Genomic DNA, 19,632 nt, shown 5'->3' on the forward strand with positions numbered 1-19,632 from the left:
TTACGATTCAGTTCGATGATCGATTAAAAGATCATTTATAAAAAATGGAACTTACACAAAATAATTTACAGGCTCAAATTTTTTTGATTAGTGAACAACTCTAATGATTTTATGACTTTGTTCATTCACTAATACGTAATTTCCGTTCACTTTATACCATTTTTGATAGCGACCCGGTTTAGTTAATTTTTGGTGTTGACGATAGTCGATCACGTAACGTGAATGTCGATACTCATGCGGTACAACCTGACCTACTTTCCACGCATTACGATGGTCGTCTTTTTTAATCACTTTAACTGTTTTTACTTCATGGTTTTGATAGTTGCCATGATGATTATGATCATTTGGTGCTGCCATTGCTGTTGTTGCAACTAAACCACTAAGTGAAAGAACAATCGCTGTTGTTAATTTTTTCATTGTGAACCTCGAATGATGAGCTAAATTTCAATAACTAAAGATTAGTGAACAATTGCAGATAAATCGTGGAGGCTACGAAGAATAAATGTGAAAACTAATTGTGAAATAAGAAGAAATTAAGAAAATATCTAAAGTGAAAATATAAAAAAGCTTGTATTTTTAAGATAGATAAACAATAAAAAAGGATAAAACCCAAAGGCTTTATCCTTTTTTACTCAGCGATAGCGAGGGCCTATCGCCTTAAAAACCACGAATACTCACAATGCTATTAGAATCTGTGTCGACTAAAATATAGTCATTGTTGATTTTGTACCATTGCTGATTACGGCCTGGTTTTGGCAAGTTACTGTCTTTATAGTCGACTTTATAGCCATTACCACGATAGTGCTGTGGCATAACATAGCCAGGCTGCCAGCGATGTTGTTTTAAGCGTTCAAAGCCACGCTCTTCGCGCATACGGCGTTCGTCACGGATACGATCATCATCATGATCACGTCCAAATCCTGGCCCACGATCATTCCACTCACCACGTGGACCTCCACCTTTAGGACCTTTGGGGCCATGGCCTCGGTCAAAAGGAGGATCAGCAAAGCTCGCCATACTTGTGGTTAGTACGGTTATGCAAAGGGCTAAGATGGTGAACAACTTTTTCATGATGCATCCTCGTTTACATCTGATGTCTCTCATGTTGAATACTCTACGCGCAAAATGCAGAGAAACTGTGAAGATCATTTAATGGTTCAATTAAAATTACGGATAGATCAAGGGTTTTTATCAATAATAAAAAAGGCTTGTATATCTTTTCAGGTATAGGCAAGCCAGATTTGATGATTGGCCGTAATTTAATTTAGCTTTTTCATCTTTAACTTTTTAATCCTGCGCATCAATACTTTGACCATTGAGTGCCAAGCTGTCTTCACCCATTAAATAGAGGTAAGCAGGCAAGATTGACTCAGGTGTAGGTAATGTCTTCGGATCTTCTTGTGGGTAGGCTTTCGCACGCATTGCAGTACGTGTTGCGCCTGGGTTAATGCAATTAAAGCGGATATTTGGATAAGTATTCTCCGCTGCAAAAATTTTACTCACTGCTTCAATTGCAATTTTTGAGACAGAATATGCGCCCCACAAAGCACGTGCTTCACGGCCTACACCCGAGCTGGTAAATACAACAGAGGCATTTTCTGACTTTTGCAAAAGTGGTAATAGAGCTTGAGTGAGGGCAAAAGGAGCACGTAAGTTAACTGCCATTACGTCATCCCATACTTCTGTTGGGTAATGTGCTAGTTCTACACGTTCACCCAAAATACCCGCATTATGCAAAATACCGTCTAGACGCCCAAACTGCTTTTCGAGCGTATCGACTAAAAAATCATAATCACGGTCAGAGGCACTTGAAAGCTGTAGCGGTAAAATCGCGGGTTGCGGTGCACCTAGACTTTCAATTTCATCATAAATCACTTCAAGTTTATTTAAGGTTCTACCATGTAGGACAACGGTTGCACCATGTAGGGCATAACTTAGAGCCGCAGCTCGCCCAATTCCATCACCAGCACCGGTAATTAAAATAATTCGATCTTTGAGTAGATCCGGACGAGGTTGGTATTCTGAATATTTCATTGGTAAACCTCCTTCTTTTTATATTGATAAAACGAATAGCCGTTAAAAAAGTCTATAAAACTCTGATGTTAACTTATCATACGCTGATTTTCCTGTAGAGCAGGAAGCTTTTGACGTAACATATCGTGTAATTCTGTCACTGTATTTACAATCGAATCGGCCTGCCATGATGCTAAATCATCACGGTGTTCGATAGGTAAATAGCCATAAGCTGCCAAGATGGTATACATATCGGCATTGCGACCAGCATCAATATCACGTGGGTGGTCGCCCACATAAATAATTTGATCTGCTGGGATATTTAACTGTTTAGCAGCCAAATACATTGGTTCAGGATCTGGTTTGGTTTTACTGACATCTTCAGGGCATACCAGAACCGCACAGCGTTCTGTTAGATTTAACTTTTCTAAAAGAGATTCACTTAATCCGCGTGGTTTGTTGGTCACAATACCCCATGGGATTTGTGCAGCTTCTAACTCTTCTAAGAGTGGATACATGCCTTCAAACAGATCTGTATCAACCACAATATTATTGCCGTACAGATCTAAAAAGTTTTGACGATGTGCCAAGAAAATTGGATTGGCTACATCCAACTCTGGATAGACCAATTTCACCATCGCACGTGCACCTTCAGAAACCTGAGTGCGAATAAGATCGGCTTCTACAACAGGGCGTCTTGCATCACGGCACATTTGCTGAATAATACGAATGAAATCCGCAGCTGTATCGATAAGCGTACCGTCTAAATCAAATAAAACAGCTTTCATCATGCACCTGTATTAATCGTATGAACCATATAGTTAACGTCAACATTTGGCGCTAACCAGTAATGCTTGGTCAGTGGGTTGTAATGTAGTCCAGTCATTTCTTTTAACGTAAGACCTGCATTACGAATATCATGTGCCATTTCAGATGGTCGAATAAATTTATGATAATCATGCGTACCTTTTGGCAACATGCGTAGGACGTACTCTGCACCAATAATGGCAAATAAATAAGATTTTGGGTTACGGTTAATGGTCGAGAAGAACACATGGCCGCCCGGTTTAACCAGAGCCTGACAAGCTTTTACAATAGATGCTGGATCTGGAACGTGTTCCATCATTTCCATACAAGTCACCACGTCATATTGACCAGCCTGTTCTTGTGCTAATTCCTCTACAGGAATTTGACGATATTCAATATTTTGAACATTTTCTTGCTGAGCATGTAAACGGCCGACAGCTAGAGGTGCTTCACCCATATCGATACCTAATACATCTGCGCCACGACGTGCCATGCTTTCGGCCAAAATACCGCCACCACAGCCGACATCAAGTACTTTTTTACCAGCAAGACCGCCTGCACGTTCATCAATCCAGTTAAGACGTAGTGGATTGATCTGGTGAAGTGGGCGAAATTCAGAATGTTGATCCCACCATTTGGCAGCAAGTGCTTCAAACTTTGCGATTTCTTGTAAATCAACATTCAATTGCGACATGGTGCTACCTCTAAACTTGAGTTATCTTTTTGGATGTAGTTCGCCGTTAGTGTAGCGATTATTGGGAAAAAAGCGATAAACCCAATAAAAAACTTCACAGAAGCAAAACGAATTTAGCATATTTGTTTTATATTTAGGGCATAAGCTAATGCATAACAACTTAGAGGAAAAGCTGTAGCAATGAAAAAATTGGTTTTGGGTGGTTTGAGTGCAGCAATTATGGCCGTATCGGGTGGTGCAATGGCAGCAGATTTTGTTGCTGGTAAAGACTACACCGTGATTGCCAATCCAGGCAAAGTGGAAGTTCCGGGGAAAATCGAAGTTCGAGAGTTCTTTTGGTATGGATGTCCACACTGTTTCAAACTTGAACCGCATATGCAAACGTGGTTAAAGCAGATTCCTAAAGATGTACGTTTTGTGCGTACACCAGCTGCAATGAATAAAATGTGGGAACAAGGGGCGCGTACATATTATACATCTGAGGCATTAGGTGTACGTAAGCGCACGCATTTACCACTGTTCCATGCGATTCAGGTGAACGGTCAACAAATTTTTGATCAGGCTTCTGCTGCGAAATTTTTTACTCGTTATGGCGTACCTGAGCAGAAATTTAATAGTACTTACAACTCGTTTGCAGTAACTGCGAAAGTTGCCGAGTCAAATAAACTTGCTCAACAATACCAATTAACAGGCGTACCTGCAGTTGTCGTGAATGGTAAATATGTCGTGCAGGGTGAAGATGGTAAAGTCACTCAAGTTCTTAATTATTTAATTGAGAAAGAACGTAAAGCAAAATAAGTTGTTTAGGCTTTACTTCAAAAAAATGGGCTTCATGTGAAGCCCATTTTTATATTTAGTTAATTATCACGAAATAATTCAATTAATTTTGCTGATTTTCATCTTCAATCTGAAAATTTAAAACATCAAAATTAGCTGTTTGAGTCGGCAGTGATAATGCCTGATTAATATATAAATTAATTAATTTTTGGCGAGAACCAATCGAACGCTGGTAATAAGTAGAATTTAAAAGCAGTGATGCACCATAAGTCAGTGACCAGATATAAGACAAATAGTCACGAATTGACATATCATAATTCAATGATTTTAAATAATTTTCTGTAATATCTTTAATTGCCAAAATACGCTGTTGGCGAATTTCATAAAGCTCTTCGAAAAGATGCTTCAACTTAGACTCTGTCATCGTCAGATTTTCTTCAAGTTGATGCAATAGAATCGTTTTCCCTGGTGCAAGTAAATGATGAAGCATGTAATGAGGAGCATATTCTTTGAAATCTGTATTATATTTTTTAGAAATTTCTAAAATTTGCTTTTCATTTTGAATAATGAGCTCAAGTAGAAGCTCATTTTTACTTCTAAAATGCTTATAAAGTGTGCCTTTAGCAATATCTAGCTCGGCCACTAACTCATCTAGAGTAATTTCCTGATTGTTTTCTAATAACAACTTTTCTGCCACGCTCAGAATTTTTTCTTTACGCATCAAAAACTGTGTATGACGATCAAGATTCATAGGTATTCCCACACCAGTTTGGCCTAACGAATAGTTTACTTCCTGTAAAAAGAAAAAGACTTTTCTTGAAATTTTCGCCTTTTTCTTTCACTCTTTACGTATTAACACATAACCTGTTTTTTGTCATTTGCCAGTTTTACCGTTCCCAGTTAGCAATGCCTCTAAACAGTAAGCGAACTTGTGTAGACGCATTTTCAATAAATGCAGTTTGTTGCTGTTTAAGTTGCTCACCTTGATATTGTTTGGCGAGGTTGAGCCACGTCATTGCCCATGTAAATGACATATTGATCAAAATGGTAGATAAGACATTTAAGTCTTGAGGATTTTGAATATGTTTAAAATTTTCGAGTTTAGTCAGATCTGTTGTGAGATCTTCAATCAAAAATTCAATTTCTCTAGCAATTGCTGCACGGACCGTTTCTGAACCACCCCAACGTTCAGCAATCATAAATTGCCACTGTTTAGGGCTATGGTTCACTGCCTGTACAAATAGTTCAATACTGGTTTGGGTTTTTGCAGACTTGTGCTGTAAATAACTCTGGCCGAGTTGATGTAAAACGCTTTTTAAATGTAGGGCAACTTGGTCAACCAACTCTTTCCCGAGTTCATCCATGTCTTGAAAATGACGATAGAACGCTGTTGGCACTAAACCCACTTCACGTGCAACTTCACGCAAACTGATACTACTGAACGAACGCCCAGACGTGCTCAGATGCAAGGCTGCATCGAGAAGTGCCTGACGACTTTGCTGTTTTCGTTCATCCCGTATCGACATTAAAAAAACCTATTTAAACCGTGAGCCAAAGTCTAACAAAAAAGAGCAAACTTTCATAAAAAAAATAGTGAACAAGTGTTGACTGAGTGAACACTATATAAATATAGTGTACATATGTTCACTATACGAACATGTGTTCACTCAAATAAATAGCCAGAAACAAAAGAGGAACGTATGAACGCAACACTTAACTATCAACCACATTGGGTTCGAGAAGATTTCGTTGATTTTGTTTTGCAGAAAATTAACGCAACTTGGGCTTGGAAAAGGGTACTTGCAGAAGTTACCGCTGTTCAGCCGCTTCATACCGATATGGTGCTGATCAAACTTAAACCAAATCGTAATTTTAATTTCGAACAGGTTTGTGCGGGACATAGCATTCTATTGACGTTGCTTATCGATGGCGTTTACCAACAACGTAGCTATTCGATTATTGAAGTAACCACTCAAGGTGAAATCGCTTTAGGTATTAAAGTACAAGGCTTAGTGTCTCGTGCAGCTCAACTATTACATGTAGGCGAGTGTGTTGAGATTTCACAGCCACAAGGTGATTTTACTTTGCATCAAGGACAGCAGCCTGCAATTTTAATTGCCTCAGGAAGCGGTATTACTGCAATTTATTCACTCTTGCAGCAAGCTTTGAAACAGCAGCTTGAACAAATCCATGTCATTTATTTTAATCGTGCAGAAATTTTTCATGCCGAATTAAAAGCTTTGGCAGAACAGCACCCACAGCTTCAATATCATTTTTTTAATACCACCGAGCAAAAGCAGCATTTAACTGAAAGCTTACTGCAAAAGCTGGTTCCAGATTTTGCGCAGACTGCGACCTATATATGTGGGCACCACGGCATGATACAGCAGGCGAATGAAATTTATACGCAAAAAGGTGCTCAGTCTCAACTTCACCAAGAATATTTCCAACCACTTCAAGTGACTGGTACACATGCAGCACAGCCTATTATTTTCCGCCGTGCTCAACACGAATTTTTAGCTGAAACAAATTTACTGAGCAGTGCAGAGCAGGCGGGACTACGCCCGCAACATGGCTGCCGTATGGGTGTTTGTAATAAATGCAGTTGTACCAAAGTGAGCGGAGTCACTCAAAACCTGTTAACAGGTGAAATTGAAGACCAACCAAACCGTCCAATTAAACTATGCGTGAGTCAGGCATTAAGCCCCGTCACGATTGATCTATAAAAAGAATTAAAGAGGATTAACCCTATGAATATGGCATTAGAATTTTCTACCGTTTCTAAATCTGCTCATTTAACACCTGAGCAAATTGAAGAATTTGGCCGCCGTGTTGAGCAGATTCGTCAAGATGTTATGCAAAGTCTTGGTGAGCAAGATGCAAAATATATCTACAAAGTACGTAATTTTGTTCGCTACACCGAAATCGCATCACGTGGCATGTTGATGTTTGGTGGTTGGATTCCGCCTGTTTGGCTACTAGGCACAGGCTTATTAGGTATTTCTAAAATTGTAGAAAACATGGAACTTGGTCATAACGTTATGCACGGTCAGTTTGACTGGTTAAATGAACCAAGTCTGAATGGTAATACTTACGATTGGGATACCATTGCCTCTGGTGATGACTGGCGTGAAACACATAACTATGTACATCACACCTATACCAATATTGTCGGTAAAGACCATGATGTCGGATATGGTATTTTGCGAGTAAGTGATCAACAGAAGTGGGAACCTCGTCACCTATTTAATATTCCTCTGGCTCTACAGTTAATGTTTTTCTTTGAATGGTATGTAGGTGTACAAAATCTACATCTTGAAGATGCATTAGTTTATAAAACCAAAAGCTGGAAACAGGTGTGGAAAGATGCGGCTAAGGTCCGTAAAAAAGCAACGCGCCAAGTTTTAAAAGATTATGTATTTTTCCCTGTGATTTCTGGTCCTATGTTTTTACCGGTTTTTGCAGGAAATGTAGTTGCGAATATTATTCGTAACTTGTGGTCATCTGCTGTGATTTTTAATGGTCACTTTACTGAAGATGCAGAAACGTTTGAGCCGGATAATACCGACACTGAAACTAAGGCAGAGTGGTATTTACGTCAGATTCGTGGTTCAAGTAATTTTAGTGGTACAGAATGGCTTCATTTTATGAGTGGTAATTTAAGCCATCAAATCGAACACCATTTATTCCCAGATATGCCTGCCAACCGCTATAAAGAAGTAGCACCGAAAATTAAGGCACTCTGTGCAGAATACGGCATTAACTACAATGAAGCTAATTTCATGCGTCAGTTCTGGAGTGTATGGGTGCGTTTAGCAAAATGCTCATTACCAAACCACACCACTGCAAAAGTGATGCAGACATTAGAAAAATTAAAAGCAAAATTCAAATTTGCCTAATAGATAGACCAATAAATAGCTCCTAAAAAGGGGCTATTTTTATTTTTAAGTCATGAAAAGTGCAGACTTACATTTGAAAGTAGGGAATAAACTCAACCTGTCAAAATCCTTTGCTATACTATGCCCAAGTTTGTATTTAAGAGAATTTAGGAAGGATTATGCGTATTGACCAACGTGCATTAGACCAATTACGTGAAGTGAAAATTACACGAAACTACACCCGTTATGCTGAAGGTTCTGTGCTGGTCGAATTTGGTCACACCAAAGTCCTTTGTACTGCAAGCATTGATAACTCAGTGCCACGCTTTCTAAAAGGCCAAGGCCAAGGCTGGGTAACGGCAGAATATGGTATGTTACCACGTTCAACACATTCACGTTGTGACCGTGAAGCGGCTCGTGGTAAACAAACTGGTCGTACTCAAGAAATCCAACGTTTGATTGGCCGTAGCTTACGTGCAATGGTTGATTTGAAAAAGCTTGGTGAAAACACGATTACCATCGACTGTGATGTCATTCAGGCAGATGGTGGTACACGTACTGCTTCAATCACTGGTGCTGCTGTAGCATTGGTTGATGCGATGAATGTTTTACTTGCACAGAAAAAAATTAAGCAAGATCCGCTTAAAGGCTTAGTTGCTGCAATTTCTGTAGGTATGTATCAAGATGAAGTATTACTTGATCTTTGCTATGAAGAAGACTCGAACTGTCAAACTGACTTAAATGTCGTGATGACACAAGCAGGCGAGTTTATTGAAATTCAAGGGACAGCTGAAGATAAACCATTTACCCGTGCTCAAAGCAATGCCATGTTAGAAATGGCCGAAAAAGGAATTGCCGAGCTCATTAAAAAGCAACAAGAAGCTTTAGGCTGGTAAGTTTAAGTTTTCTAAAAAACGCATCTTCGGATGCGTTTTTTTATGCCTTCATCAAATCGACATAAAAACATCACTTGCCTGTCACCTTTTCGCTTTATTAGTAGTTCGCATTTAAACCGTTTGGGAAAACCAATGCGAAAACTTTCAATTTTATTAATTACATCTTTAGCACTCATGCTCAGTGCTTGTAATGATGATAACGACTCAGATAATTCATCGCCAACAACACCGCCTACCAGTAATTGCAAAATGCACTGTGCACCATAATAAGAACTCAGGATAGAACTAATGAATCGTCGCGAATTTCTTTTAAATTCTACAAAAACAATGTTTGGGACCGCTGCTCTGGCGAGTTTCCCGCTGAGTATTCAAAAAGCGTTAGCAATTGACGCCAAAGTTGAAAGTGGAACTATTCAAGATGTTAAACACATTGTGATTTTGACTCAGGAAAACCGTTCATTTGATAATTATTTTGGAACACTAAAAGGTGTACGTGGTTTCGGCGACCGTTTTACCATTCCTATGACAGAAGGTCGAAAGGTTTGGGAACAATATGACGCCAACAAAAAGAAAGTATTGCCATACCACTTAGATAGTCGTTTAGGAAATGCTCAGCGTGTTACTGGTACAAATCATTCATGGTCAGATGGTCAAGGTGCTTGGGATAATGGGCGTATGAGTGATTGGGTAGCGCATAAACAACCGCAGTCGATGGGCTACTACAAAAAACAAGAAGTTGAATATCAATTTGCCTTAGCGAATGCTTTTACGATTTGTGATGCCTACCACTGTGCCATGCATGCAGGAACTAACCCGAACCGTAAATTTATCTGGACGGGAACCAATGGCCCTACAGGCGCAGGTGTTGTGAGTGTGGTCAACGAATTTGATGGAATTGGTCCATCAACAGAAGGTTATGAATGGACGACATATCCTGAGCGTTTACAGCAGGCCGGCGTGACATGGAAAGTTTATCAAAACATGCCGGATAACTTTACTGATAACCCTTTAGCTGGTTTCAAGCAATATCGCCGTGCAAATGAGCAATCTGGTCAGCCTGTTAGTAACGATACGCTCATTTGTCCAGCCTATGATGAAAAGATTGATGCGACTCAACCACTTTACAAAGGTATTGCCAATACCATGCCGGACGGTGGTTTTCTAGGAGCTTTTAAAGCTGATATTGCGCAAGGTAAATTACCGCAAGTGAGTTGGTTAGTTGCTCCTGCAACTTACAGTGAACATCCGGGGCCATCTAGTCCTGTACAAGGCGCTTGGTATATTCAGGAAGTATTAAATGCATTAACTGAAAACACTCAAGTGTGGAGCCAAACCGTTTTATTGGTGAACTTCGATGAAAATGACGGTTTCTTTGACCATGTTCCTTCACCAAGCGCACCTTCTAAAGATATAAACGGTGTTGTATATGGAAAAACTACTTTAACGGACCAACAAGTATCTTTTGAATACTTTAACCATCCAGCAGTGGCGACTTCAAAATCTCAACCCGAAACAGACGGACGGGTGTATGGCCCAGGTGTACGCGTTCCAATGTATGTGATTTCGCCGTGGAGCCGTGGAGGATGGGTAAATTCTCAAGTCTTTGATCATACTTCTATTTTACAATTCTTAGAAAAACGTTTTGGTGTGCAAGAACCTAACATTAGCCCATACCGCCGTGCTGTATGTGGTGATTTAACAACGGCATTTAATTTTAAAACACCGAATCTTTTGCCTGTTGCTGAACTAGATGGGAAGAAAACAAAAGCCGAAGCCGATGCGATTCGTGTCGCTCAAGAACTATTGCCGCAAGTTTCTGTTCCGAGCCAGCAACAATTTCCTCAGCAGGAAATAGGAATTCGACCTTCGCGTGCTTTACCTTATATTTTGCACACCAGTGCCAAAGTCGATGCCATTCAAAAAACGGTTAAGCTGATGTTCTCCAATACGGGTAAACAGGCAGCCGTTTTCCATGTCTATAACCGATTAGATCTTACGGCAATTCCACGTCGTTATATGGTTGAGGCGGGTAAACAGCTTGATGACGTGTGGAATACTACAAATGGACAGTATGATTTATGGGTACTTGGACCAAATGGTTTTCACCGTGCGTTTAAAGGTAATTTAAGTCAAGCTAATCAGACTCAAGCATTACCGGAAATTAGAGTATGTGTAGAAGAATGTGATGCGAATTTATATTTAAAAGTGCGTCATGATGGTAATAAGTCAGTCAAGCTCAACGTCAAAGCTAATGCTTATCTACCAAACAAGACATGGGCGATAGAAACCAATAGTGTTGAAAAAGAACTGGTTTGGGATATGTCTGAATTTGGTGGTTGGTATGATTTTACAGTGACATTAGCGGACGATGCGACGTTTAGTCGCCGTTTTGCAGGGCGTATAGAAACTCAAGAAGATTCAATTTCTGATCCATATATGGGGTATTTAGAGTCTTAAGTTATATAGTCTGAATTGGAATTGTTATTTAAAGCCGATTTAGATGACTTTGATAAAAAAGCACGGCCTTATATCACATGAAATTCAAATAGATGTTGTATAGGCTTCCTCACTTTTGAAAGGTCAAAAGTGACAAAAACCTCTGTTTCTCTGATGTTACCTCCATGTAACACAGAGAAACGGTGACATCCATGTCACCTGTCACGATAGTAAATAAAGGGAATAGGGTGTTTATATAAAATACTATGTGGGAAGATGCTGTCGTATAGATGAATAATAAAAATAAAGGCTTACCTTTTGTAACAGAATCTCCTAAGCCTAGTCATATTTATCTTTTACCTTGAAACCCTAATTTTTTAAAGTGATGGGGAAAATTTATGCTACAAGGTTTTATTGTATTATTAGCAGTAGTTACATTTGTTTTAATGGCTGCCGATCCACGGGATAGTGGGGCACAAGCGACTCAGTCAGCATGGCAAAAAACACAAGCGGCAGACATGACCAAGTCGCAAAAAAATACCAATAATGATGCTGATTTTATTTAGGCATTAAAACGCATTGATAAATCAACGGCTTTGACATCTTTAGTCAACACGCCCATAGAAATATAGTCGACACCAGTAGTCGCTACTTCGCGTAAGTTTTCAATAGTGATATTGCCCGAAGCTTCGAGTTTACAGCGACCCGCCACGTGTTTTACAGCATCAATCATTTGTTGTTGGCTAAAGTTGTCGAGCATGACAATGTCCGCACCTGCTTCAAGCGCTTGGTTTAGCTCATCCCAAGTTTCAACTTCGACTTCAACAGGTTTACCCGGCGCAATTTGATGTGCTTTTGCAATCGCTTGGGCAATACCGCCCGCTGCCATAATATGATTTTCTTTAATTAAGAATGCATCAAATAAACCGAGGCGGTGATTTTGTCCGCCACCGACGGTTACGGCATATTTTTGTGCAATACGTAAGCCCGGTAAAGTTTTACGTGTATCGAGAAGTTTGGTATTTAAACCTTCAAGATGCTGAACATATTCAGCAGTTTTTGTTGCAACAGCTGATAATGTTTGAATAAAGTTTAAAGCAGGGCGCTCTACAGTCAGTAAGCTACGTGCAGAACCAGCAAGCTTTAAAAAGGCTTCATTTGCAGCAACACGGTCACCTTCTTGTTTTAACCAAGTCACCTGTACAGTGTTGTCATAAGCTGAGATGAGCGCATTCACCCACGGTTGTCCAGCTAAAACCATATCTTCGCGGCTAATGATGGTTGCGGTAGCCTGTTCATCTTCTGGGGTGAGCATGGCGGTAATGTCACCGTCCCCAATATCTTCTTGTAATGCTTGTTGAATATTGATTTGAATTGATTGTTCAAGCAAAGACTGAGGTATGCTCATACGGTTTCCATTTTGTCGATGACCCTAAAACTTGCGATATATTAGCATCGTCGACCTGAAAAATAAGCTGTTTTATGAGATTAATCGCGATAAACAATCGCATTTACTACTTTGAAAAGCACATAACTGTTTTAAACTAAAACAATTGGCAAGCAATTTATTGGCGTCTCAATGAAGCAAATCACACCGTATGAAGTTATAGATGGACAATTAAAAGGGGCGAGACAAATCCCTTCTCCAAATTTTAACCAGCGTCCGACTGGCACCGAAATTCAAATGATTGTGGTTCATAATATTAGCTTGCCGCCGTCTCAATTTGGAGGGGGATATATTGAGCAGTTTTTTCAAAACAAGTTAGATTGGTCAGTTCATCCTTATTTTCAGACTATTGAAGGTATGCAAGTCTCTACACACCTGTTAATTTTACGAACAGGTGAAGTCCTACAGTTTGTTAACTTTGACGACAGAGCATGGCATGCAGGGCGTTCAAGCTACTTAGCCAAAGTTGAATGCAATGATTATTCAATTGGTATTGAGCTTGAAGGAAGCGATGATTTACCTTTTGAAGATGTACAATATGAAGTATTAACTGACGTTGTTACTGTTATCCGCCAAGCTTATCCTGAAATTAAAAACCATATTGCAGGGCATTCAGATGTTGCTCCTGGCCGAAAAACCGATCCGGGCCCTTATTTTAAATGGCAGCACTTTAGACAATTGTTAGCTCAGAAAAAAACTTGAGTTTGTTCATCATTTCACAACGAAAAGATTTTCTAGTTTCATTACAATAGCGTCTTTCGAATATAGCTGTAGGTGAGTGCGATGGCATTGTGGCGATCGACTTTTATTGTCAGTGCAATGACGATGTTGTCACGAGTGTTAGGGCTCGTGCGTGACGTCGTATTGCTCAACGTGTTTGGTGCAGGTAAAGATTTTGATACCTTCGTCGTCGCTTTTCGTATTCCCAACTTCTTTCGACGATTGTTTGCCGAAGGCGCCTTTTCTCAGGCCTTTATTCCAGTATTAACTGAATATAAAACAGGTCGAGCACACGCTGAAGTACAGATTTTAATTAGTCGAGTATTTGGTTGCTTGCTAACAGTCATGACCTTACTCACTTTTGTGGCTATGGTTTTAGCACCTGCAATCATCTATATGTACGCTCCGGGCTTCCACAGCGATCCGGAAAAGTTCGATTTAGCCGTCAGCATGTTCCGTTTGACTATTCCATATCTAATGTTTATGTCGCTCACGGCTTTTGCCAGCAGCATCTTAAATAGTTATGGCTCGTTCGCTTCACCAGCTTTTTCGCCAGTTTTACTCAATGTAGCGATGATTGCAGGAGCGTGGTGGCTTACGCCATATATGGCTGAGCCAATCAAAGCATTAGGCTGGTCAGTTGTTGCGGCTGGGGTATTACAGTTAGCGATACAAATCCCTGAATTGTGGCGTAAAAACTTACTGATTCCACCTAAAGTTGATTTTAAACATGAAGGTGTAGAACGTATTTTAAAATTAATGCTTCCAGCGTTATTTGGTGTATCTGTGACTCAGATTAACCTATTGCTAAATACGATTTGGGCATCTTTCATGCAAGATGGTTCAGTATCTTGGCTATATAGTGCAGAGCGTATGACTGAGCTACCTTTAGGTTTAATTGGTGTTGCGATTGGTACAGTAATTTTGCCTTCGCTTTCTGCCCGTCATGCAGAGCAGGATCAAGCAAAGTTCCGCAGTATGATCGACTGGGCTGCAAAAGTGATTGTGTTGGTTGGTTTGCCGGCAAGTATTGCTTTATTTATGCTTTCAACACCGATTATTCAAGCATTATTCCAGCGTGGTGAGTTTGATTTACGTGATACACAAATGACAGCTCTAGCATTGCAATGTATGAGTGCAGGTGTAATTTCTTTCATGCTTATTAAAGTATTTGCACCTGGTTTCTATGCACAACAAGACACAAAAACACCAGTGCGCGTAGGCTTAATGTCGGTCGCAGCTAATGCGATTTTAAACGTTGTATTTATTGGTTTCTTTAAGCTTATTGATTGGCATGCAGAACATATGGCACTTGCACTAGCATCTTCAGGTTCAGCGTTAGTAAATGCCGGTTTACTCTACTTCTATTTGCATAAGCGTAATATTTTCCGATTTGGTCCGCATTGGAAGAAATTGGGACTTCAATATGGTTTAGCGAACCTTGCTATGATTGCAGCGCTTTGGTTTGGGCTCAATTGGTATAACGGAGAGCTTTCACAGTGGTTACGTGTTGCCGAAGTCGTAGGGCTATGTGTAGTTGGGATAATTGCTTACCTGATCGGTTTAATCCTTACGGGTTTTCGACCTAGAGATTTAAAACACTAAAAATAAAAAAAGCGATCTTAAATGATCGCTTTTTTTATACTAATACATTTATTTTGGCAAAACTTGCAGCAATTCAATATCGAAAATTAAAGTGCTATTCGGACCAATCGTGTCACCTGCACCGACTTCACCGTAAGCGAGATTTGCTGGAATGAAGAAACGGGTTTTACCGCCTTCTTTCATGGTTTGCAGACCTTCAGTCCAGCCTGCAATCACTTGGCTGAGCTGAAACTCAACTGGATGATTACGTGCGATTGAGCTGTCAAAAACAGTTCCGTCGAGTAAACGACCTTCATAATTCACTTTAACACGTGATACAGCTTTCGGTTTTTTACCTGTACCTTCTTTTAATACTTGATATTGAAGACCTGATTTAGTCGTGATTACACCCGATTTTTTTGCATTATCAGCAAGAAATGCAGCACCTGCTTGAGCATTTTGTTGACCTACTTTTTGAAATTCAACAAGCTGCTTAGCTTCTAAAGTTTTTTTATAATCATTAATCGCTTTCGCCATTTCTTCATCAGTTAAGCGTGCTGTTTTACTCTGAGCACCTTCCTGTAGGCCTTGATAAAAAATATCTAGATTCAGATCTTTTAATGCATCAGTATTATTACGGCCCATTAAATAGCCATAGCTATAGCTAAATTGTTCTTTTGCTGGGCTTTTATTTGTAATAGGTGCAGCAGCAAAAACAGATAAACTTATCGTTGATGTTGCAATAATTAAACCAATTTTTTTCATGTCATTTTCCAAAAAAAACAGGAGAGTATAACGACTCTCCTGGATTGTTATTATTTCACTGAAATGAGTTCTACATCAAAAATCAGTGTACTGTTTGCTGGAATTCCAGGAAGCTCTTGTGGGCCATATGCAAGATTTGATGGTATGAAGAAAGTCGCTTTTCCACCTTCTTTCATGAGTTGAAGACCTTCAGTCCAACCCGGAATGACCTGATTAAGCGGGAATTCTACTGGTTGACCACGCTTATAAGAACTATCGAAAACCTGTCCATTAATTAAGCGGCCTTCATAATGTACTTTGACAACAGACTGAGCAGTTGGCTGTTTACCAGTACCTTCTTTAGTAATGATATATTGCAAACCTGATGCAGTAGTTTTTACGCCAGCTTTCGTTTTGTTTTCTGCAAGGAACTGTGCATCTGCAGAGTCAGCAGCCGTACCCGCTTGTTCAGGTTTGTCTTGATGCTGTATTTTTTGTTGTAACTCTTTTTCATAAGCAGCAACGGCAGCTTTTAAATCTTCTTGAGTATAAGCACTAGGCTGCTTATTACGCGCATCATGGATCCCTTGAACAAATGCTTTGGTATCCAGTTCAGGAGGAGTTTGCTGAGCAACTTCATACCCAAGAACATAACTGATTTTTTGAATTGGAGAAGCATTTTTGTCTGCTTTACGTCCGACTTCTGTGGTCGGATGTTGAGTTGCATAATATACAGGTACAAGTGCAGCACCGCCTAAAACTACAGCGACAGCAATGGGTAAGGCTTTACTCATAAAAGGTTCCAAAAATAATCATTTGAGTCTAAAAGGCTGCTTCGATCTTAGCATGCTTCGACTTAAGCATAGAATGTTTAACAAAAAAAACGAATGGTTTTTTATATATTTTAGTTAGTTTTAATGTGGCAAAACTTAAAAAGCAAATAAAAAACCGGATCATTTGATCCGGTTTTTTATGAAGAGTTTTAATTAGTCTTCTTTTTGTGCCTTATAGGCATAAGCATAGTTATAGCCATAACCATAGCCAGCGCTAGCACGTTGAATATCATTGAGAATAAAGCCGTTGACTTTAACACCAGCTTGTTCAAAGCGGTTAACTGTTAATTCAAGCTCTTTCATATGAGACTTAGCGTAACGAGCAACAATTAAGTTCACACCAGTGTACTGAGAAATAATAATACCATCAGTTACTGCAAGCACTGGTGGAGTATCAATAATGATATGGTCATATTGAGTTTGGAACTTCTCTAGTAAGTCTTTGAACTGGGTAGAGCTCAACATTTCTGAAGGGTTGGCTGGACTCTTACCACGGGTAATCACGTCGAGATTCGCAACTTGCGTTTTATGTAAAACTTGTGTCAAGTCAGCTTGGCCACTTAGTAATTCAGAAAGGCCAGGTTTTACGTCAACATCGAAGTATTTATGCATATAGCCACGACGCATATCAGCATCAATCAATAATACGCGTTTATTTCCTTGTGCAAAAATAGTGGCTAAGTTAGTTGAAATAAAAGATTTACCAACTTCCGGAGATGGACCCGCAATCATAATAATATTATTTTTTGCTGAGGTTAAAGCAAAGTGAATGGCAGTACGAATACTACGCAAACTTTCAATTGCAATATCATCACTACTTTTAACTGCTAAAATAGGAATACTCTTTTTCTTTTTCAAAATACTCATACGAGTCTCTTGAATAGGAGAACGAGGTACAGTCGCATAAACTGGCAGATCTAATTCATTTTCAATTTGAGTTGAATCATTAACTCCGCTACGCATCATTTTGCGTAATAATGCAATTAATACACCGATAAAACCACCAACAAAAATAGAAAGTATGAGAACAATCAATTTCTTAGGTTTAATCGGTTTAACAGGCTCTACAGCAGTATCAATAATGCGAACATTACCAATCTCACCCGCATTAGCGATTTTGAGTTGCTGATATGAGTTGAGTAATGATGTATACAGTTCAGTATTGACCTTTACATCACGATATAGTTGTAAATATAAACGTTGGGTCTCAGGAAGTTGAGTTAAACGATTATTAAGGTCAGCAATCTTTTTATTAATCTCTGTAATTTGCGCATCAATTTGCAAGATTAATGGATGATCATTAGTATATTTAGCAGAAAGCTCAGCTTGTTTCTGTTGTAACTCAATTTTAAGCTTTTCTAAATCAATATTTTGTTTAAGTAATAATTCAGATTCAGCATTAACATCTACTGTTTTGTACTTTTCACGGAATTGGTTAAATTTGATCTCAGAATCTTCTAACTGTTTTCTAAGGTCTGGTAACTGTTTTTCAAGGAAAGCTAAAGTCTGTTTTGTTTCTAACGACTTTCTCTCAATATTTTGTTCATGATAAACATTTAACACATTATTAAGTACTTGTGTAATGTGTTCAGGATCTTGGCCTAGATAATTTAAACCAATAACACCGGTCATTTTACCTTTTTCAGCAACACTATAGATATCATTAAAATTTTTAGCAGCTGTTGGTAGAGCAAGCTTAGTTAAAGTGTAGCTTTGTTCTTTCAGATTACCTTGAGCATTAAGTTCTACCTGCCAAAGACCTCTATTTGTATTTAATATATTTTTCTTGTTTAATTGACCATTAAATACAACTTGATCTTTGTACGTTAAAGTAAATTGATTTGCACCTTTGAACTCTAATTTTAAGGGTTTATCTAAATAATATTCAGGTACTTTAAGTTCTCGTATAATCAAATTATTATTTTGATTACTGTACACTATAGATTCATGACGATACTCAAGTCTACTCTTATCATGTGAAATTAACTTATCGATCAATCCTGATTGGTTATCTTTGACGTTAATATCAAGATTAAGGTTACGGATGACTTGCCCTAAAACCATTCTAGAACGAAGAATCTCTATTTCTGGATCAGCTGGTGATTTTTGAGATAGACCTCCACTGACTTTAGAAAGGTCACCAAGCAAAGCAGCAGAGGCAGCGCCTTTACTGTCCTCAACTTGTACCATTGCATCTACAGAATAAGTATCTGGCGTTATCCGTAAATATAGCAAGGCACAAATTAAACTTAAGACCACGCAGCATGCTATGATTTTCCACTGTGCAATCAATGAAAAGAATAACTCTTTTAAATCGATGCTATCTTCGCTAGTTTTAGAGTTTTGGTTCATAAATTTACAACTAATATACAATTATAATTGAGTGCGCCAATCTTGCACATAGCTTTGAATGTTGCGGCAAGTCTGATCAAAAAAAGCTTGGTCATGCTGATAAGGATCAGGTATATTTTGCCCTTGCCAATGGCCAAGCCTAAAAATTTTACCCTTAGCAAATGGCCAAGTTTGTTCAATATGTTTTTGCTGATTATTGCTCATTACCAAAATCAAATCATTTTGTTTGATCAATTCAGCGCTGAGCTGACGAGCCACGTGTGGTCTCATATCAATATTCAACTGATCCATACAATGAATCGCTTTATCATCTGCAGTATGACCTACTAGGGCTGAAATACCAGCAGATGAGATGTTTAATGTAGGATGCTGGGCCTTTAAAAAGTACTCTGCCATTGGGCTACGGCAAATATTACCAACACAGACCACTAAGATGTTTTGTAACTGCATG

The 19,632-nt window shown here is 39.0% G+C and carries 21 protein-coding genes; 9 read left to right on the top strand and 12 right to left on the bottom strand.

The features are described from left to right. Positions 1-87: 87 nt before the first annotated feature. The 5 genes from HJG58_RS11500 to ubiG form a co-directional block, all read right to left on the bottom strand. Positions 88-417, bottom strand: a complete 330-nt coding sequence (locus tag HJG58_RS11500; RefSeq protein ID WP_170248978.1) for an RcnB family protein — start codon at positions 415-417, stop codon at positions 88-90. A gap of 240 nt (positions 418-657) precedes the next feature. Beyond that, positions 658-1,071 (bottom strand): RcnB family protein, encoded by a 414-nt coding sequence (locus HJG58_RS11505; protein ID WP_005071792.1) that lies wholly within the window; start codon positions 1,069-1,071, stop codon positions 658-660. A gap of 216 nt (positions 1,072-1,287) precedes the next feature. After that, the gene (locus HJG58_RS11510; RefSeq protein ID WP_002120710.1) at positions 1,288-2,034 is read right to left on the bottom strand and encodes a YciK family oxidoreductase; all 747 of its coding nucleotides are present in this window, start codon (positions 2,032-2,034) and stop codon (positions 1,288-1,290) included. A gap of 68 nt (positions 2,035-2,102) precedes the next feature. Further along, positions 2,103-2,804 carry an HAD family hydrolase gene (locus tag HJG58_RS11515; protein ID WP_005804827.1) on the bottom strand — a complete coding sequence of 234 codons (702 nt, stop codon included), beginning with the start codon at positions 2,802-2,804 and terminating at the stop codon, positions 2,103-2,105. Next, positions 2,801-3,514 carry a bifunctional 2-polyprenyl-6-hydroxyphenol methylase/3-demethylubiquinol 3-O-methyltransferase UbiG gene (ubiG, locus tag HJG58_RS11520; protein ID WP_005804826.1) on the bottom strand — a complete coding sequence of 238 codons (714 nt, stop codon included), beginning with the start codon at positions 3,512-3,514 and terminating at the stop codon, positions 2,801-2,803. The genes HJG58_RS11515 and ubiG overlap by 4 nt, the downstream gene beginning before the upstream one ends. A 180-nt stretch (positions 3,515-3,694) precedes the next feature. Between ubiG and HJG58_RS11525 the strand changes: the two genes are divergently transcribed. After that, positions 3,695-4,312, top strand: coding sequence for a thiol:disulfide interchange protein DsbA/DsbL (locus tag HJG58_RS11525; protein WP_005804825.1), 618 nt, complete (start codon positions 3,695-3,697; stop codon positions 4,310-4,312). A gap of 82 nt (positions 4,313-4,394) precedes the next feature. On the opposite strand, the gene HJG58_RS11530 is transcribed toward HJG58_RS11525, so the two are convergent. After that, positions 4,395-5,042, bottom strand: coding sequence for a TetR/AcrR family transcriptional regulator (locus HJG58_RS11530; RefSeq protein ID WP_002120773.1), 648 nt, complete (start codon positions 5,040-5,042; stop codon positions 4,395-4,397). 136 nt (positions 5,043-5,178) lie between these two features. Continuing rightward, positions 5,179-5,817, bottom strand: coding sequence for a TetR family transcriptional regulator (locus tag HJG58_RS11535; protein WP_170248980.1), 639 nt, complete (start codon positions 5,815-5,817; stop codon positions 5,179-5,181). A 174-nt stretch (positions 5,818-5,991) separates the two neighbouring features. On the opposite strand from HJG58_RS11535, the gene HJG58_RS11540 reads away from it, so the two are divergent. The 6 genes from HJG58_RS11540 to HJG58_RS11560 all read left to right on the top strand — a co-directional run bounded on the left by HJG58_RS11540 (position 5,992) and on the right by HJG58_RS11560 (position 12,067). Further along, positions 5,992-7,017, top strand: coding sequence for a ferredoxin reductase (locus HJG58_RS11540; protein ID WP_170248982.1), 1,026 nt, complete (start codon positions 5,992-5,994; stop codon positions 7,015-7,017). A 30-nt stretch (positions 7,018-7,047) separates the two neighbouring features. Continuing rightward, a complete protein-coding gene (locus tag HJG58_RS11545; RefSeq protein WP_085946135.1) occupies positions 7,048-8,190 on the top strand; it encodes a fatty acid desaturase family protein in 1,143 nt (380 codons plus the stop codon). A 158-nt stretch (positions 8,191-8,348) separates the two neighbouring features. Next, positions 8,349-9,065 carry a ribonuclease PH gene (gene rph, locus HJG58_RS11550; RefSeq protein WP_001217232.1) on the top strand — a complete coding sequence of 239 codons (717 nt, stop codon included), beginning with the start codon at positions 8,349-8,351 and terminating at the stop codon, positions 9,063-9,065. A 132-nt stretch (positions 9,066-9,197) separates the two neighbouring features. Next, positions 9,198-9,332 carry a hypothetical protein gene (locus HJG58_RS19130; protein WP_254974790.1) on the top strand — a complete coding sequence of 45 codons (135 nt, stop codon included), beginning with the start codon at positions 9,198-9,200 and terminating at the stop codon, positions 9,330-9,332. A 21-nt stretch (positions 9,333-9,353) separates the two neighbouring features. Beyond that, positions 9,354-11,522, top strand: coding sequence for a phosphocholine-specific phospholipase C (locus HJG58_RS11555; RefSeq protein ID WP_049594574.1), 2,169 nt, complete (start codon positions 9,354-9,356; stop codon positions 11,520-11,522). Positions 11,523-11,899: 377 nt separating this feature from the next. Then, complete coding sequence (locus tag HJG58_RS11560; RefSeq protein WP_000938939.1) at positions 11,900-12,067, top strand: ABZJ_00068 family colistin stress protein; 168 nt, start codon at positions 11,900-11,902, stop codon at positions 12,065-12,067. Here HJG58_RS11560 and nadC read toward each other — a convergent pair. Continuing rightward, the gene (gene nadC, locus HJG58_RS11565) at positions 12,064-12,909 is read right to left on the bottom strand and encodes a carboxylating nicotinate-nucleotide diphosphorylase (RefSeq protein WP_000026927.1); all 846 of its coding nucleotides are present in this window, start codon (positions 12,907-12,909) and stop codon (positions 12,064-12,066) included. The genes HJG58_RS11560 and nadC overlap by 4 nt on opposite strands. Positions 12,910-13,080: 171 nt before the next feature. Here nadC and ampD point away from each other — a divergent pair, with 171 nt between their 5' ends. Further along, a complete protein-coding gene (ampD, locus tag HJG58_RS11570; protein WP_170248983.1) occupies positions 13,081-13,650 on the top strand; it encodes a 1,6-anhydro-N-acetylmuramyl-L-alanine amidase AmpD in 570 nt (189 codons plus the stop codon). Positions 13,651-13,722: 72 nt separating this feature from the next. After that, a complete protein-coding gene (gene murJ, locus HJG58_RS11575) occupies positions 13,723-15,273 on the top strand; it encodes a murein biosynthesis integral membrane protein MurJ (RefSeq protein WP_170248985.1) in 1,551 nt (516 codons plus the stop codon). A 48-nt stretch (positions 15,274-15,321) separates the two neighbouring features. On the opposite strand, the gene HJG58_RS11580 is transcribed toward murJ, so the two are convergent. From HJG58_RS11580 to HJG58_RS11595, 4 genes are all read right to left on the bottom strand, one after another. After that, positions 15,322-16,017 carry a BamJ family beta-barrel-assembly machinery protein gene (locus tag HJG58_RS11580; RefSeq protein ID WP_216076567.1) on the bottom strand — a complete coding sequence of 232 codons (696 nt, stop codon included), beginning with the start codon at positions 16,015-16,017 and terminating at the stop codon, positions 15,322-15,324. 50 nt (positions 16,018-16,067) lie between these two features. Next, complete coding sequence (locus tag HJG58_RS11585) at positions 16,068-16,790, bottom strand: BamJ family beta-barrel-assembly machinery protein (protein WP_170248989.1); 723 nt, start codon at positions 16,788-16,790, stop codon at positions 16,068-16,070. A gap of 192 nt (positions 16,791-16,982) precedes the next feature. Beyond that, positions 16,983-19,181, bottom strand: coding sequence for a polysaccharide biosynthesis tyrosine autokinase (locus tag HJG58_RS11590; RefSeq protein WP_170248991.1), 2,199 nt, complete (start codon positions 19,179-19,181; stop codon positions 16,983-16,985). Between the two features lie 21 nt (positions 19,182-19,202). Beyond that, positions 19,203-19,631: a low molecular weight protein-tyrosine-phosphatase gene (locus HJG58_RS11595; RefSeq protein WP_002050525.1), complete on the bottom strand. Its 429-nt coding sequence runs from the start codon at positions 19,629-19,631 to the stop codon at positions 19,203-19,205. Between the last annotated feature and the right edge of the window lies 1 nt (position 19,632).

Source organism: Acinetobacter geminorum, assembly GCF_013009345.1.
Classification (GTDB): Bacteria; Pseudomonadota; Gammaproteobacteria; order Pseudomonadales; family Moraxellaceae; genus Acinetobacter; species Acinetobacter geminorum.

What these genes read in the sequence shown, in the direction of transcription:
- rph (WP_001217232.1), top strand. Translation starts at nt 8,349, where the DNA reads ATGCGTATTGACCAACGTGCATTAGACCAATTACGTGAAGTGAAAATT.
- HJG58_RS19130 (WP_254974790.1), top strand. Translation starts at nt 9,198, where the DNA reads ATGCGAAAACTTTCAATTTTATTAATTACATCTTTAGCACTCATGCTC.
- HJG58_RS11545 (WP_085946135.1), top strand. Translation starts at nt 7,048, where the DNA reads ATGGCATTAGAATTTTCTACCGTTTCTAAATCTGCTCATTTAACACCT.
- ampD (WP_170248983.1), top strand. Translation starts at nt 13,081, where the DNA reads ATGAAGCAAATCACACCGTATGAAGTTATAGATGGACAATTAAAAGGG.
- HJG58_RS11585 (WP_170248989.1), bottom strand. Translation starts at nt 16,790, where the DNA reads ATGAGTAAAGCCTTACCCATTGCTGTCGCTGTAGTTTTAGGCGGTGCT.
- HJG58_RS11530 (WP_002120773.1), bottom strand. Translation starts at nt 5,042, where the DNA reads ATGAATCTTGATCGTCATACACAGTTTTTGATGCGTAAAGAAAAAATT.
- HJG58_RS11505 (WP_005071792.1), bottom strand. Translation starts at nt 1,071, where the DNA reads ATGAAAAAGTTGTTCACCATCTTAGCCCTTTGCATAACCGTACTAACC.
- HJG58_RS11580 (WP_216076567.1), bottom strand. Translation starts at nt 16,017, where the DNA reads ATGAAAAAAATTGGTTTAATTATTGCAACATCAACGATAAGTTTATCT.
- HJG58_RS11525 (WP_005804825.1), top strand. Translation starts at nt 3,695, where the DNA reads ATGAAAAAATTGGTTTTGGGTGGTTTGAGTGCAGCAATTATGGCCGTA.
- HJG58_RS11590 (WP_170248991.1), bottom strand. Translation starts at nt 19,181, where the DNA reads ATGAACCAAAACTCTAAAACTAGCGAAGATAGCATCGATTTAAAAGAG.
- HJG58_RS11510 (WP_002120710.1), bottom strand. Translation starts at nt 2,034, where the DNA reads ATGAAATATTCAGAATACCAACCTCGTCCGGATCTACTCAAAGATCGA.
- HJG58_RS11560 (WP_000938939.1), top strand. Translation starts at nt 11,900, where the DNA reads ATGCTACAAGGTTTTATTGTATTATTAGCAGTAGTTACATTTGTTTTA.
- nadC (WP_000026927.1), bottom strand. Translation starts at nt 12,909, where the DNA reads ATGAGCATACCTCAGTCTTTGCTTGAACAATCAATTCAAATCAATATT.
- HJG58_RS11595 (WP_002050525.1), bottom strand. Translation starts at nt 19,631, where the DNA reads ATGCAGTTACAAAACATCTTAGTGGTCTGTGTTGGTAATATTTGCCGT.
- HJG58_RS11540 (WP_170248982.1), top strand. Translation starts at nt 5,992, where the DNA reads ATGAACGCAACACTTAACTATCAACCACATTGGGTTCGAGAAGATTTC.
- HJG58_RS11555 (WP_049594574.1), top strand. Translation starts at nt 9,354, where the DNA reads ATGAATCGTCGCGAATTTCTTTTAAATTCTACAAAAACAATGTTTGGG.
- HJG58_RS11500 (WP_170248978.1), bottom strand. Translation starts at nt 417, where the DNA reads ATGAAAAAATTAACAACAGCGATTGTTCTTTCACTTAGTGGTTTAGTT.
- ubiG (WP_005804826.1), bottom strand. Translation starts at nt 3,514, where the DNA reads ATGTCGCAATTGAATGTTGATTTACAAGAAATCGCAAAGTTTGAAGCA.
- HJG58_RS11515 (WP_005804827.1), bottom strand. Translation starts at nt 2,804, where the DNA reads ATGATGAAAGCTGTTTTATTTGATTTAGACGGTACGCTTATCGATACA.
- HJG58_RS11535 (WP_170248980.1), bottom strand. Translation starts at nt 5,817, where the DNA reads ATGTCGATACGGGATGAACGAAAACAGCAAAGTCGTCAGGCACTTCTC.